This is a genomic window from Pseudoalteromonas sp. H105, assembly GCF_001469215.1.
Classification (GTDB): domain Bacteria; phylum Pseudomonadota; class Gammaproteobacteria; order Enterobacterales; family Alteromonadaceae; genus Pseudoalteromonas.
Genome location: NZ_LOFH01000002.1, coordinates 381,941 through 396,833 on the forward strand (window position 1 = coordinate 381,941; position 14,893 = coordinate 396,833).

Genomic DNA, 14,893 nt, shown 5'->3' on the forward strand with positions numbered 1-14,893 from the left:
GAGTGTAACGAAACCAAACAAAAAAATATCCTATCAGCCTTCACCTCGGCTTAGCATTAACAAGCCTTGACACCTTTATTTTTTAAGTGCCAATTATCGGCTACATATTTTATTGAAACGGATTACATCCATGTCATTTCCATATGCCATAGCCAATTTATCAGTGTCATTGAAATAGAACGTAATCCAACCATTATTCATTCGCTTTTCCCAATTTGATGACTGGCCATAACGTGATAGATAAAGTTTAATTTTCTTTCTCTTTCCAAGGAACGTTAAACGGCCTGTAGGATCGTTATACCAAACAGACGAAGCTATTCCGTTCTTTTCATAAACAGCAACCTCAAAGAAAGCTGTTGATATTTTGTAAGACACTTCTTCATCTTCAACGGTTTTACAAATATCATCATGTACACTTTTAAGAATATCTAGTGCATCAGATATTGGAATACCTAATGGAACATGAGGTGTTTCTATTTTTCCTGACCATATACCACGCAATTTCAGCAAATCCTTTTGTCATTTAACGCTAAGTTTTGCCGCCGATCTTGGCTGCTTTTTTGCGGCTCTTTTGCAAAAAAAGGAGCCAAGAATAGCGGTCGGAAACAACGACATGTTAGTTGCCATTTTTGACTGTAAATATGTCGTCTAAAATTTTTTCTCCGAGCTTTGTTGGTGCTAGCTCAAATGAAATTGTTTTATCAAATTTATCTTGATATTGCAGCCAATTCAGTGGATTAGCAATATGCTCGGTAACTTCCTCAATTGTCATGATTGTAGAATCATTGATTTCATAAATATTATCTTCAGTGTTTTCTAAAGTTAATTTGCAAAGACAAACAATTCCCTTTTCAATAACATTTGTGATTAGTTTTTCAGCAATAGAGTATTTCTGAGAAATCGAAGCTTTAGGATAAGTGAAGTGTATATCTGTTATAACCTCAGAAAGTGGCATTCCAAAGTCGGTAAGCTCAATCAATAAAGATCTTTCCTCTTCAGTTAACTCCATTTTATTCGAATCTCCTTGCCAACTAACAATTTTATAGTGCGCGAAGGGCGGATATTTCTGCTCAAACCACACTCATATTTATACTTTATATATTTTTAACAAATTAACTAAGATATTACTATCATTAAGTTTTCTAATATCTTTTAAACAAAGCTAAGTGGAACAATATACGCGTGTCGCTCATATCCTTGAATATGTGAGCAAACAATTGTTTGACTAATCAGTAAATTATTAGCCAATATCAATGACTATAATTTGCTCAAAGAGCTCCGTCAGCAGAATTTATATAAGGTCAAGTAAAGTACTTATCTGCGCTTTATATCTGACACAACTTATCTTTTTATTCAACACTGAGAACACAAAGGCGCTTCGTGCTGCACAGAGTAATCTTTTTTGATTTTATTTACTTTTCGGTGAATTCTGTGGTTAACTTTTTTAGAACCTAGAACCTAGAACCTAGAACCTAGAACCTAGAACCTAGAACCTAATAAACACAGGCGCGATATTAAATCGCTGCTACGGTTTCTTCAATATCTTATCTTTAAAGTCGAGTACTTTTCCTATGCCTGAGCCGAGCTTCATTAAGCTTTGGAGTTGTTCTGGGCTGAGACGCTGCAATTCAGCAGACCATTTTGTGACAGTTTCGAGCAAGTCGTGAATTTCATGCATTTGTTGTTGGGCAAATTTCTCATCATCGTTAGTGGGTGTCTCGAGGATGTTGTCACGGAGAAGGCTGAGTGTTGGGTCTATCTCACGCTTTTTGCGCTCTTCAAATACGCGGTTAGCCATGTCCCAAATTGTACCCGCAGGGGCATAATACTCTTTACGGTCGCCGGGAATATGCTGAACTTTAATCAAGCGCCACGATTGTAACTCTTTTATGCCCATACTGACATTACCGCGCGAAATGCTCAGCCCTTCGGCTATTTCATTGGCGGTCATTGGCTCTTTAGTGATAATGAGTAAGCCACACATTTGGCCGATAGTGCGATTAAAACCCCAGCGACTGCCCATTTCTCCACAGTGCATTACAAAGGCAAAGTTTTTATCTGATAGTGTCATGGCTTTTCTAAGTTTCAATAAATAATGAAACTAATGCTAGCATGCCTAAGCCCGATAGCAAGCAATTCAAGCTCTAACGAGTGCTGCTGGCTGTTTTTCGTGCGACCAAAGTTTGATTTAGATTAAATCACATTCCTTTACATTGGTGTAATCTGTACCTTTAACGTCTACAGCTATCACAAGGAATTAAAGATGAAAGTTGCTATAAATACTGAATTTAAAGGGCGTTTAGAAATTACTGATTTCCCTATTCCATCGGTCGGTGTAAATGATGTGTTGGTAAAAATTGCAGCTTGTGGTGTATGTCATATGGATTTGCACGCATGTCATGGTGATTGGCCTGTTAAACCTAAAATGCCATTAGTACCGGGGCATGAAGGGATGGGGGTGATTGAAAAGTTAGGCAGTTATATTCAGCATTTAAAAGTAGGGGATAGGGTCGGTGTGCCTTGGCTTTAAAGTGCTTGTGGGCACTGTGAATTTTGTTTAGACGGCAAAGAAACGCTTTGTTTGACACAGCACAATACAGGATACTCAATTGATGGTGGGTATGCTGAGTATTGCTTAGCCCATGGTGATTACGTCGTTAAAATTCCAGATAACCTTGGTTTCACTGAAGCCGCCCCTTTGTTTTGTGCAGGGGTTACGACCTATAAGGCTTTAAAAGTGTCTGATGCGAAACCCGGCCAATGGGTTGCCATTGTTGGCGTAGCTGGCCTTGGGCACCTTGCTGTGCAATATGCAAAAGCGATGGGTTTAATGTAATTGCGGTTGATACAGGGGCAGAAAAACTCGCTTTAGCTGCTGAATTAGGTGCAGATATTACACTTGATTTTAAAGAGTGTGTGCCAAGTGAAACAATTTTTGAAAAAGTAGGTGGACCCCATGCAGTAGTGTGCACTGCTGTTTCAAAACCGGGATTTGAGCAAGCTTATAAAAGTGTAAGGCGCGGTGGTAAGTGTGTATTAGTCGGTCTTCCGCCAGAAGATATGCCATTGCCAATATTTGATACAGTTTTAAATGGAGTGTCTGTCGTGGGGTCAATTGTGGGCACGCGTAAAGACTTACAGGAATGTTTAGAGTTTGCAGCACAGGGTAAGGTGAGATCAATAATTGAAGAAAAACGCCTTGATGACATTAACGAGATTTTTGACGATATGTTAAAAGGTGAAATTAACGGCCGGGTAGTGGTTGCTATTTGAACAAGAATAAATTAAAGCGCACTAAACGTGCGCTTTATAAAAAAGAAGTCTGATAGCCTAAAGCTTGTAACTCAACGTTAATTTAGCATTACGCTCTTCACCTGGCATGCCACCCAAAAACATGGCTTTTGAATAATATACTTCATTAAATAAGTTGTTCAGGTTTAGCTGTACGCCCCATTGTTCGGTGTTGTAACTCAGTGCAGCATCATAAACGGTATAACTGGGTACATACCCGTCAGGAATACCGAATGATGATGAATTTGTACTGCGATCATCCACATATTTAACACCGGCACTTATTTTTAACGGCTCTGATAGTTCAAACCATTGTGCGCTGTAGGTTAGCCATGTACTTGCTGTCACATAAGGCACGCCTTTTTGACGAGTATCAAATGCGCTGGAATTAGGGTTCTTCTTATCTCGGGCATCTTGGTAAACACCATTGATATTCACTTTCCACTGTTCATTTAAATACGCATTTAAATCAAGCTCCACACCTTGAGTTTGTTCTTCACCATCAAAATAACTTTGTGGTACTGATGCGGGTGATGTTGCTTCATCGTAGTCAGGGTTTGCATATTCTAAGTTAGTACGCGCAGTATCAAACACGACGACAGAGGCGAGTAGTTGATCGTCAAACCCTTTTACACGTAAACCTAGATCAGTGCTGAGTGATTCGGCATCGCCTCTGTCTGCCTCATTACCTGATACAGACCCTAAAACACTGTAAGCTGTGCGGCCTTTTGAATGATTTATAAATAATGATATGTCATCTGTGGCCTTATAGGTTACACCTAGGTTAAAAGTTAAACCGTTATCTGAGGTGCTAGCCTCTGGCGTGGCAGCAGCGGCACTTGCACGATAGCGCGCATCAACGCCAAAGTGTTCATATTTTTGCGTTATCTCGTTATAGGCAAAGCCTACACGGGTAGTTACAGTATCGTGAATATAGGCAACATGTTGAATACCTAAGCCCCATGCTTGTACTTTTTTGTTGTAATTACTTGTTTTGAGAGGGTCAAAGTCACTGAATTTACCTTCGCCCCAGTTTGGGTTGCGAATATCTAAAATGTAGGGAAGTGATCCTTGATACGTAATGTCGCCGTTATTATCAGTGAGCACATAATCTTTATCCCAAATAGAATATTGTGTAAATCGGATATCACGATCTTCATAATTGGCATTCACTAATAACTCATTATCAATAGCACCAAGATTAAAGTCGTATCGCAAATCTGCAAAGTATTGCCAGGACTTTTCATCAGCCTCTACTTGGCGGTATTCTTGGCGACGCGCAGCAAAAGGATATAATACGTCGTCAATCACTAATGGTGCGCGAGGATCTGCATTAATAATACCTCTGCGGTTCCAATATACATAGTTATAGGCGCCTGTTTGACGAGCGAAACTCGACTCATAGTTACGGTATTGTAGCTGCTGATTTAAAAACAAATTATCAGTTAAAAAATAGTTATGAGTCAGTTTGAAGCGTAACTCTTCCCCTTCGTTATCATTTGCCATGGGGGAGATAATACCGCGATGTCCGAATGTATAAGGGGTTAATCCATCTGAGGTTGCTAAAGAGTTTGCTAACTGTTGGCGTTGTGTATCTGTTAATTGTAAGCCTGAAGTGGTCGGGTCATTGACTAAATCAGCTCCTGTGACAAGACCAGCTGTTTTCCCATCCACAGACTCTGCATTATAAATACGAATTGGGTGGCCGATAGAATCAACCGCAATGGCATCCTTAATATAGGCCGCAGAGAGCATGATGTCGTTGCTGTCATTGAACACATACTTTAGTGAGCTGTAAATTTCATCTCTGTCATCTTTTAAATCTCGATAGCCGTCACTACGCGCAGTTTTAACATTGATTCTGTAAGCAAGGTTATCCGTGATTGCATCGGTACTATCCATAGCGATGGCGTATGTATTCCATTGCCCCACTTGCGTTTTAACAGTATGTTGTGCTTCAAATTGTGGCTTCTTTTCAATAAGATTAATTACACCACCAGCGCTGCCCATGCCATATAGCCCGGTCGCGGGGCCTTTTAGCACTTCAACCGCTTCCACGTTCGTAAGCGAGCGAGTAGGGTTAAAAGTATTCCCTAATCCGGCCCCGCCATACATGCCATCATACGTATAGTTTGCACCTAAACCACGGATCACTAAATTATCGCCAATGCCATAATTATTACCTGCTTGGGTTACACCGCTTACATTGCGTGCAAGGTCTTGTAAGTTATCAACACCTTGTGAATTAATAAGTGCTTGGTCAATAACAACAATCGGTGCAGGCGTTTCCATCAGTGACATGTCTGATTTGGTGGCTAAACCTGAGTTTAAGACGACCTGATTTTGTTTTTGATAGACCGTAATGTGTTCGATGTCAGAATTTTGTGCCGACATTGCGTTGAAGGACGCGAAGCAGGCGAGGGTGATTAAAGAAAGTTTATGTGTTGTCATACGTAATTACCATTGTGAATTTATCGCAATGATAATTAGTTTTATTTGCATTTCAATGTATTTTTACCATTTTAAGGTAATTAAAATTTAAGTTACACCTTATTAACCTATTGGTTAATATATATTTACTTGGCAAAGCATATTAAAGCCATCATGGGGTGTTACGGGGCTAAATAGCCCCTATTAAATACGTTTTAGTAATCAATACCTGCTTTCATTACAAACTTTACACTTTCTAATCGTGTTATATCGTCAAGCGGGTTGCCATCCACAGCAATAATATCGGCAGCAAAACCAGGTTTTAGTTGCCCAAGTTGGTTTTCTACTTTTAATAGTTTGGCGCTGTTTATTGTTGCTGATTGAAGTGCTTGTAGTGGCGTCATGCCAAAATCGACCATGCGTGAAAATTGTTTAGCATTATCGCCATGCGGGTAAATCGCTGCATCAGTACCAAACACCATGTTTATACCTGCTTTAACGGCACGAGAAAAACTATCTCGCTGTCTTTTAGAAACGAGACGTTCTTTGGCGAGATTTTCTTCTGCTACGCCATTTTCTTCCCCATAGGTAAGAGTGTACTCCGTATTATAAATATCCATTGAAAACCACGTACCATGCTTTTTAGCAAGCGCGATGGCTTCATCATCTACGTAGCTAACATGTTCAACACTGTCTACACCGGCTACGATGGCTGCTTTGATGCCACTGGTTCCATGTGCGTGTGCTGCAACGGTTAAACCTCGCATATGGGCTTCATCGACGATGGCGTTCATTTCATCTTGGCTATATTGTTGAATACCGACTTTTGTGCCTTTTGAAAACACACCACCCGTTGCACAAAACTTTATGGCATTGGCACCGTATTTTATATTTTCGCGTACTTTTGTTCTAACCGCCCAAGGTCCATCAGCAACACCTTCTGCTGTGTATTTTAGCGCTGGCGGAAGTCGATTGTTATCGCAGTGGCCACCAGTCACACCTAACGAGGGACCAGCAGCCCAAATCCGAGGGCCAACAATATCACCTGAATTAATGCCATCTCGTACAGCGATGACACTATAACCTTCAGCGCCTACATTGCGTACGGTTGTGAAGCCGGCTTTTAAAGTTTTATTAGCAAAATAGGCCGCCTTAATTGCTTTACGAGGGATTGATTGCCCAATGCGTTCACTCCTAGGTACCGTTGGGTCACTAGTTAAATGCACATGCATATCCATCAAGCCTGGCAGTAGGGTTAATTCACTGAGGTTGATGTGGTCATCGCCAGGTTTTAAGTGTGGTTGTTTACCAAATTCAATATGGGTGATTACCCCATCATCAATGCGCAAAAGTGGGTTGTTTTTTAACTTACCAGTTTGCACGTCAACCATTGCTTTAGCACTTATATAAGTTGTTGCCTGAGCGAATGGGCTACAAAAGGTAAGCGTACTTAAGCTTAGCGTGATTATTTTTATGTTCATTAGTTGATTTTTACCGCGTAATTAATGCGTTTAATTTAGCAACGCACACCACACAAGTAAATAAAATGTCAATGCAAAGACAAAGCTTGCTAAGTAATATGCTCAAACTGCATAATCAATCGCTCTCTCATTTAAGGAATAAATTATGAAAAAAGTAAAATTAGCCGTTCTGAGTACTGCTATTGTGTTGTCTCTGAGTGCATGTAAAGGCCCAAATAATGAAACTAACCTCAGTGACAATACCCAAACATCAGCCAGTTCAGATCAGATAATGAATGAGAGCGAAAAACTAACCTTGTTATTAACACAGTATTTTGATGATGCATTGGCATTTAATCCCCTTGGTGGCACATTTTTAGGACGTGCTGAGTACAATAATCAATTCATCGCGCCGTTGACGCAAAGCAATATTGATTCACAACGTGACTTTTATGCGTTGTATCAACAAAAACTGAGTAAAATTGATAAGTCAGCTTTACAAGGGCAAGATTTATTAAGTTATGAAATTCTTGCACGTGACCTTGTATTAGCATTACAAAGTGCAGAGTTTCCTAGTTATTTTATGCCCATTAACCAAATGGGGGGAGCGCATAACACGTTCGCTGGTTTTGGCTCAGGTAAAAGTGCACAACCATTTAACACTGCACAAGATTATACTGCATTCATAGAACGCGCCCATGCATATACTGCGTGGTTGCAAAGTGTTGAAAATATGATGCGAGAAGGGGTGAAAAACGGGGTTGTATTGCCTAGGCCCCTAGCTGAAAAATTACTCCCTCAATTTCAAGCGCATATTGTATCAACTGCTCCAGACTCTTTATTCTGGGGACCAATAGATAATTTACCTGATGACTTTACGCAACAACAACGTGTTGAAATAAGTGCTGCCTATAATAAATTGGTTATGCAAACCTTAGTGCCTGCTTATCAGCAAATGAGCGACTTTTTAGCTAACGAATATATACCACAATCTAGAAGCACAATTGGGTACGCTGATTTACCTAACGGTAAGGCATGGTATGAGTATGAAATAAAAAAACACACTACGCTTGAACTGAATGCTGATGAAATTCATCAAATTGGTTTAGATGAAGTTTCACGCATCTTAAGTGAGATGAACAAAGTGAAAGAGACCGTTGGATATGACGGTGATCTCAGCGCGTTTTTTGAACATTTGCGTACCTCAGATGAATTTTATTATGACACGCCTGAGGAATTAATTGCTGCCTATGAAGCAGTTAAAGCTAAAATAGACGCCAAAGTCCCTTTACTCTTTGATGTCGCTCCTAAGGCTGACTACATTGTTAAAGCGGTAGAAGATTTTAGAGCCGAGTCAGCGGCGGGGGCTTCTTATCAATCACCTGCGCCAGATGGCTCACGCCCTGGTATTTTTTATATCAATACATTTAATTTAAAAGCACAGCCAAAGTTTTTACTAGAAACACTATCTATTCATGAAGCAGCACCTGGGCATCATTTTCAAATTGCGTTGCAGCAAGAAATTGAAGGTTTACCATTATTTCGTAAATTTGGTGGCTATACGGTGTTTGCCGAAGGGTGGGCTTTATATGCTGAAAGCCTAGGTAAAGAGCTGGGTTTGTTTACAGATCCTTATATGTGGTACGGACGTTTATCGGACGAGCAGTTACGCGCAATGCGATTAGTACTTGATACAGGCTTTCATGCAAAAGGCTGGACTCGCCAACAAGGTATTGACTACATGCTAGCCAATTCATCAATGGCTAAAAGTGATATTGTGGCTGAGGTAGAGCGCTATATTGCATGGCCCGGGCAAGCACTGTCTTACAAATTAGGGCAGTTTAAGATTCAAGAGCTTCGTGATTACTGCCAACAAGCTCTTGGAGATAAGTTTGATATTAAGGCTTTCCATACACAAATTTTGGTGGATGGCGCTTTACCTATGCCAATTTTAGAAGCAAAAATTAAACGCTGGGTAGCGAAACAGCTTTAATCTTTATGCGCAAGGTCTCTGGCTTTGCGCCTTGCTGTGGTTTACGTTAAAATGCGCGCTCTTAGGGGCGCTGAGTTTTAACATGTTAGAAAATCAATTTTGGCTAAAAAAATCATTAGAACAAATGTCACAACCTGAATGGGAAGCCATTTGTGATGGCTGTGGTAAATGTTGCTTAAACACATTCATCGACAGCGAAGACGAAGAAGAATTTAGCGCAACGGATCAACTTCGCGAAGGTGAAGAACTTATCTTCACTAATATTGTTTGCCAGTATTTAGACAACGATACATGTGGGTGTAGTGAATACGCAAATCGACAAACTTTAGTACCGTCTTGCGTTAAGCTTACCAAAGAAAATTTAAAAGATATTTTCTTTATGCCTCAAAGTTGTGGCTACCGTCGGTTACATGAAGGGCGAGGATTAGCCTCTTGGCACCCTTTAAATAATAATGGCAGTAAAGCAATGATGCACGAACTGGGTATATCTGTTCGTGATAAAACGGTGAAAGACTGTGATGTCGACCTAGATGATTTTGATTTGTATGTAGCACACTGGCCGACACAGGATATTGATTAATGACACAGTTACTTTCTACAATTGGTTTGATTAATCCAAAAAGCCCGACGAATGTGGGCGGCGTTTTGCGTGCCGCAGGTTGCTATAATGCCAATCATGTTTTTTTTACAGGCACGCGTTATTTAAACGCCAAAAAGTTTCATACTGATACAAAAAATGTCATTGAACGTATTCCTTTAACACCGATTGACAGCCTTAAAGATGCACAACCTGAAGGGGCAACCGTTGTCGTTATTGAACTGATTGAGGGAGCAACACCGTTACCTGAGTTCATACACCCTGACAATGCGTTTTATATTTTTGGACCGGAAGATGGCTCAATAAGCAAAGATATTCTCAAATGGTGTGATGAAGTCGTTTATGTGCCTACCATTGGGTGTATGAATTTGGCAGCAACGTGTAATGTGGTTTTATACGATAGGCTCGCTAAGCTAGGCGGTGTTGAAAGTTCAGACTCCACCATAATTCAAAGCCGTGACACTAATAATAAAATGAGCTGGAAAAAAGCCTAGACCTAAAATTGAAATGAAGCGCTTATTACTGGCCCATGGGTAAGTGCTTCGTGTTCATAACTAAAATTTTGAACTGTACTGTCATTATCAAACTCTGTGTAACTTCCCTTATACAATGCTGACACATCCCAGTGAGCGCTGATTTTGTAACTTACCCCTAAATTTATACTGCCCGAAATAGTGTCATTTACACCATACCCGCCAATATCTGCCGATGACGTAAATTGCCAATTGTAATTAAGAGGTGTGTGCAATGAATAACCAAGTACTAAGCCTAATGAATTTGATTCTTTAGGCCCAATTAAACTCGTCATTGGTATGGAATCTACCAGTTGTTGCTCAACAAGGGATGTGGATTTTTGTAAAGCAATGGTGTTTTGCCAATTGGATTCGTCTAAAAGTGTGTTTTTGTTCATTTCAAATGGTGTGACATGCACGATGATTTTAGTTTGCGTTTTTGCTGTATCAAAAAAAGAAAGTACCTGTCTATTAGAGCTTGAGCGTGGCATTGAATTATCTAACGCGTTGTTTATGCGTAATTCAGGGTGCACTAGAGTGGAGTTTTTTAGACGTGGGCTGTCTATGTTTATAGTTGAACTTTGGTTTTTTAATTGAGTGTAGTTATTCAACAGCAATTCATCGCACACGGCATCAACCGAAAACACATTCATAAGTAACACAGAGGTATAAATTACGTGTTTGTTCATGGGTACCCTAAAATCATTACAATTAAAAGTATTTTCTGCGATAGAACCTTCACCGTTAAATCAAATTATAGTCACAAATATGAAGTCTGGTTAATGAAGTGATTAAATTATCGAATTGATGTTTATGAACATTAATAGAAGTACATTTAAAAAATAGATAAGCGTAGAAAAGGGGAGGATACCTAGAAAATTAAAAGGTATTTAATTGGAACGTTCCTAATAATATTTTGTGATCTTCTTGAACTGATGTGTAGAATTAAATGTAACTTGTTAATGGAGTGAAAATCACGTGAGTGAAATAAATACAAACCAACGCTTTGACACGAATGAGCAGCAAAATAAAAATTATCTGCCAGCTTTGACTGCGATGACGACCCTGTTTTTCCTATGGGGATTTATAACAGTTCTCAATGATGTGTTAATTCCGCGGTTAAAAGGCGTTTTTGATTTATCTTACACCGAAGCGATGCTGGTACAGTTTTGCTTTTTTGGTGCTTATTTTATTGTTTCTTTACCAGCTGGATTATTAGTTAAAAACTTCGGTTATAAAAAGGGGGTGTTAACAGGATTAATTGTTGCCTCAATAGGCTGTCTACTATTTTACCCTGCTGTTGTTGTACACGAATACTGGTTATTTTTAACTGCCTTGTTTGTTCTCGCTGGTGGTATTACCGTATTGCAAGTGTCTGCAAACCCCTATGTTGCAGCGCTTGGGCCTGAGAAAACAGCTTCATCCAGACTTAATTTAGCGCAAGCTTTGAACTCATTAGGCACAACGGTGGGTCCTTATGTTGGTGGTCTCCTCTTTTTTGGTGCCGCAGGCACATTAACAGCGGGCGCTGCTGCTTCAGCTGAATCAGTCAAAATTCCTTATTTAATGCTCGCTGGTGCCTTATTAACCATTGCTGTTGTGTTTGCCTTTTTAAAGTTACCAGAAATTACCGCGCACAAAACTCAAGATGATTGTAAAGCGAAAGATCAGTCATTAACAAAAGCACCTCATCTAATTATGGGTGTTGTTGCGATATTTTGTTATGTGGGTGGAGAAGTAGCCATTGGTAGCTTTTTAGTTAACTTTTTCGGTGAAGCGCATATTGCTGGCTTAGAAGAGCATGCTGCTTCAGCACTTATCGCCTATTACTGGGGGGGGGCAATGGTTGGTCGTTTTATCGGTTCAGCGCTGATGCAAAAAGTTGCACCGTCTAAAGTACTGGCATTTAATGGATTTGCGGTAATAGCCTTGTTACTAGTGACCATTTTTACTCAAGGAAATGTTGCCTTGTACAGCGTACTTGCGATTGGTCTATTTAACTCAATCATGTTCCCAACCATATTCTCCCTGGCAATTGAAGGTTTGGGCTCTCAAACGAGTAAAGGGTCTGGCTGGTTATGTTTAGCAATAGTAGGGGGGGCGTTAATACCTCTTTTACAAGGCGTGGTAGCGGATACAGTAAACATTCAAGATAGCTTCTTTGTTCCTGCGTTGTGTTATGTTTTCATTGCGTGGTATGGCCTTAATGTGGTTAAACTTTCAAGTAAATGGCAACAACAAATTAGTAAATAAGCGTTAATAAACTTAACTCTTTAAAATGCACTCGCTTCGGTTAGTGCATTTTTATTTGAACCAGACTTAATTTCAAACGGACACTAAAACAAAAAACCATTAATTGATAAAAACTTGTTACAAAACTACTTACCTTAAAAGCACTGAATACGTATTCAGCAGATTAAAATAAAAAACCAAAAAGAACGTTCCAAAAATTTTGAGCGTGACTAAATTTTAATATTTACTACACTGAAATAGTTATGTTTAAAGTAACATTAGCGCAGTTGAGTTGTACTTATTGTATATCAGATTCTGATTAGTCAGTTTCAGAACTACGGTAATTAATACTAAATACTTATTTTTGTTGAAGATAACGCGCTTGGTGACGATTAAATGAGACAAATTCACTGTTTTTTGTTAAAACTAAGATGCTAACAAAAATAAATAAAATAGGCTCCCTATGCAAAGCTCCTTAAAGTTTACGACCAAAGTGACCATTGCAGCATCGATTGTATTAGTGTTGGTGCTTGGTTTGTTTACTATCAATAACTTTATGTCAATGAGAACTCAAACCCAGCAACAGCTCTCTGCTGTTTTACAAGAAAGTTCTCAGTCTGTTTCGCAAAATATTGCTAACTGGCTTAACAATAAGCTGGCTATTGTTGTATCTGTTGCAAAGACACACCAGCAACAAGATAATCAAGCGTTAACTTTAAGCCAACTTAACATGGCCGAAATGGCAGGTAGTTTTAAAAATACTTACATAGGAAAGCCTGATGGTACTTTTGTTTTAAATGATCAAACCGTGGTTCTCCCTGCTGACTATGATGCTACTTCACGACCTTGGTACAAATTAGTTGAAAACAAAACGAATACTGCATTCACCACACCCTATATAGATGTAACCACTAACGAATTGACGATATCGGCAGTTGCTCCAATCACGATTAATGGATCGTTCAATGGCGTTGCTGGTGCTGATATTGACATGAAAACAATCACTAAAATAGTGAATGAAATTGACTTTTTAGGCTTTGGTTACGGTTTTTTACTTGATAGTAACGGCAGAATATTAAGTCATCCTAATACTAAATTAAATGACCAAAATATGGATAAATTATTTTCTAAAAACCTTCCGTTGGATTCTGAGTTCGTTGAAGTTGAAATTAATGGTGATGACTTTTTAGTGTCCTTTACAAAAATTAAGGGTATTGAAAATGTGAATTGGTTTTTAGGCGTCGTGATTAACAAAGAGATAGCCTACTCCTCTGTTGCATCATTTCGTAATATGGCTGCTATTTACATGGTGTTAGGTGTGTTTGCGATTGTACTAATGATGCAATACTCACTTCGCTACTTAATGCGACCAATGTTAAGGCTCAATGATGCGATTAAAGATATCGCACAGGGAGAAGGTGATTTAACACGCCGCCTAGAAATTGAGAATGATGATGAATTTGGTGAGTTATCAGGTTACTTCAATGCGTTTATTGATAAAATTCACACCTCTATTGATCAAGTTAAAACCACTACGGTGCAATTAGAACGCTCAGTTGAAAGCCTTGTTGAACAAACTGAATCAACATTAAATATGTATAGCGATCAGACCAAGCGAACAGACAGCGTTGCAACAGCGATAAATGAACTTTCATCAAGCGCGGTTGAGATATCAAACAGTGCAAGCCATGCATCAAGCCTAGCAACTGATGCAAATACACAATCAGTGCAGAGCCAAAAATCGTTAAACGAAAATATTTCCGCAATAAATTCGCTGTCTACAAATATGGAAAAAGCGCAATCAACAATTGATAGCGTTGCTAAGCATTCTGCAAGTATTGAGCAAGTCCTGGAAGTCATAAAAGGGGTGAGTGAACAAACGAATTTACTTGCATTGAATGCAGCAATAGAAGCCGCTCGTGCTGGTGAAGCAGGGCGTGGTTTTGCTGTTGTGGCGGATGAAGTAAGGCAACTCGCTCATCGCACACAACAATCAACAAAAGAAATTGAAGACACAGTAGTGCAATTACAGCAAGGGTCTGAAAGTGCGGTAAATGTAATGAAGGCCAGCTTACTTGAAAGTGGTAATAGTGTTAAACAAGCACATGTTGCGGGTGATAAAATGGCAGATGTCACAAAAGCGATAGAGGCTATTGATAATGTAAACCACAGTGTTGCTAATGCAACAACAGAGCAAAATCATGTTATTCAATCACTAGACAGTGATATTCATACAATTAGTGAATTATCACAACAAGGGCAAATCAATTTAAATAACACGTTGGAAGAGTGTACGCGATTGAAACTACAATTTGATGAGCTTGAAAAAATGGTTCTTCGTTTTAAAGTATAACTTTATAGGCATAAAAAATCGTTA

The 14,893-nt window shown here is 39.3% G+C and carries 11 protein-coding genes and 1 pseudogene; 6 read left to right on the forward strand and 6 right to left on the reverse strand.

Translation table 11 applies throughout. From position 1 onward, the window contains the following. Positions 1–93 precede the first annotated feature (93 nt). The 3 genes from ATS75_RS05225 to ATS75_RS05235 form a co-directional block, all read right to left on the reverse strand. Positions 94–501, reverse strand: a complete 408-nt coding sequence (locus ATS75_RS05225) for a hypothetical protein (protein ID WP_058559374.1) — start codon at positions 499–501, stop codon at positions 94–96. 115 nt (positions 502–616) lie between these two features. After that, entirely contained in the window at positions 617–1,009 is a 393-nt protein-coding gene (locus ATS75_RS05230; protein WP_058559375.1) for a hypothetical protein, read from the reverse strand. Positions 1,010–1,525: 516 nt separating this feature from the next. Then, positions 1,526–2,071 (reverse strand): GbsR/MarR family transcriptional regulator, encoded by a 546-nt coding sequence (locus tag ATS75_RS05235; RefSeq protein WP_058559376.1) that lies wholly within the window; start codon positions 2,069–2,071, stop codon positions 1,526–1,528. A 192-nt stretch (positions 2,072–2,263) separates the two neighbouring features. Between ATS75_RS05235 and adhP the strand changes: the two are divergent. Further along, a pseudogene (gene adhP, locus ATS75_RS05240) lies at positions 2,264–3,273 on the forward strand (alcohol dehydrogenase AdhP). A gap of 57 nt (positions 3,274–3,330) precedes the next feature. On the opposite strand, the gene ATS75_RS05245 reads toward adhP, so the two are convergent. Both ATS75_RS05245 and ATS75_RS05250 read right to left on the reverse strand, forming a co-directional pair. Next, positions 3,331–5,742: a TonB-dependent receptor gene (locus ATS75_RS05245; protein ID WP_058559377.1), complete on the reverse strand. Its 2,412-nt coding sequence runs from the start codon at positions 5,740–5,742 to the stop codon at positions 3,331–3,333. Positions 5,743–5,936: 194 nt separating this feature from the next. Further along, complete coding sequence (locus ATS75_RS05250; RefSeq protein ID WP_058559378.1) at positions 5,937–7,202, reverse strand: metal-dependent hydrolase family protein; 1,266 nt, start codon at positions 7,200–7,202, stop codon at positions 5,937–5,939. A gap of 145 nt (positions 7,203–7,347) precedes the next feature. Between ATS75_RS05250 and ATS75_RS05255 the strand changes: the two genes are divergently transcribed. From ATS75_RS05255 to ATS75_RS05265, 3 genes are all read left to right on the forward strand, one after another. Further along, positions 7,348–9,174: a DUF885 domain-containing protein gene (locus ATS75_RS05255; protein WP_058559379.1), complete on the forward strand. Its 1,827-nt coding sequence runs from the start codon at positions 7,348–7,350 to the stop codon at positions 9,172–9,174. An 82-nt stretch (positions 9,175–9,256) separates the two neighbouring features. Continuing rightward, positions 9,257–9,754: a YcgN family cysteine cluster protein gene (locus ATS75_RS05260; RefSeq protein ID WP_058559380.1), complete on the forward strand. Its 498-nt coding sequence runs from the start codon at positions 9,257–9,259 to the stop codon at positions 9,752–9,754. Continuing rightward, positions 9,754–10,266, forward strand: coding sequence for an RNA methyltransferase (locus ATS75_RS05265; RefSeq protein ID WP_058559381.1), 513 nt, complete (start codon positions 9,754–9,756; stop codon positions 10,264–10,266). Before ATS75_RS05260 ends, ATS75_RS05265 begins: the two co-directional genes overlap by 1 nt. 2 nt (positions 10,267–10,268) lie before the next feature. Here the strand turns inward: ATS75_RS05265 and ATS75_RS05270 are convergent, their stop codons facing one another. Beyond that, a complete protein-coding gene (locus ATS75_RS05270) occupies positions 10,269–10,973 on the reverse strand; it encodes a hypothetical protein (protein ID WP_058559382.1) in 705 nt (234 codons plus the stop codon). Positions 10,974–11,262: 289 nt separating this feature from the next. On the opposite strand from ATS75_RS05270, the gene ATS75_RS05275 reads away from it, so the two are divergent. Together ATS75_RS05275 and ATS75_RS05280 are read left to right on the forward strand one after the other, a co-directional pair. Then, the gene (locus ATS75_RS05275) at positions 11,263–12,537 is read left to right on the forward strand and encodes a sugar MFS transporter (protein ID WP_058559383.1); all 1,275 of its coding nucleotides are present in this window, start codon (positions 11,263–11,265) and stop codon (positions 12,535–12,537) included. Positions 12,538–12,979: 442 nt separating this feature from the next. After that, positions 12,980–14,869, forward strand: a complete 1,890-nt coding sequence (locus ATS75_RS05280) for a methyl-accepting chemotaxis protein (RefSeq protein WP_058559384.1) — start codon at positions 12,980–12,982, stop codon at positions 14,867–14,869. Positions 14,870–14,893 lie beyond the last annotated feature (24 nt).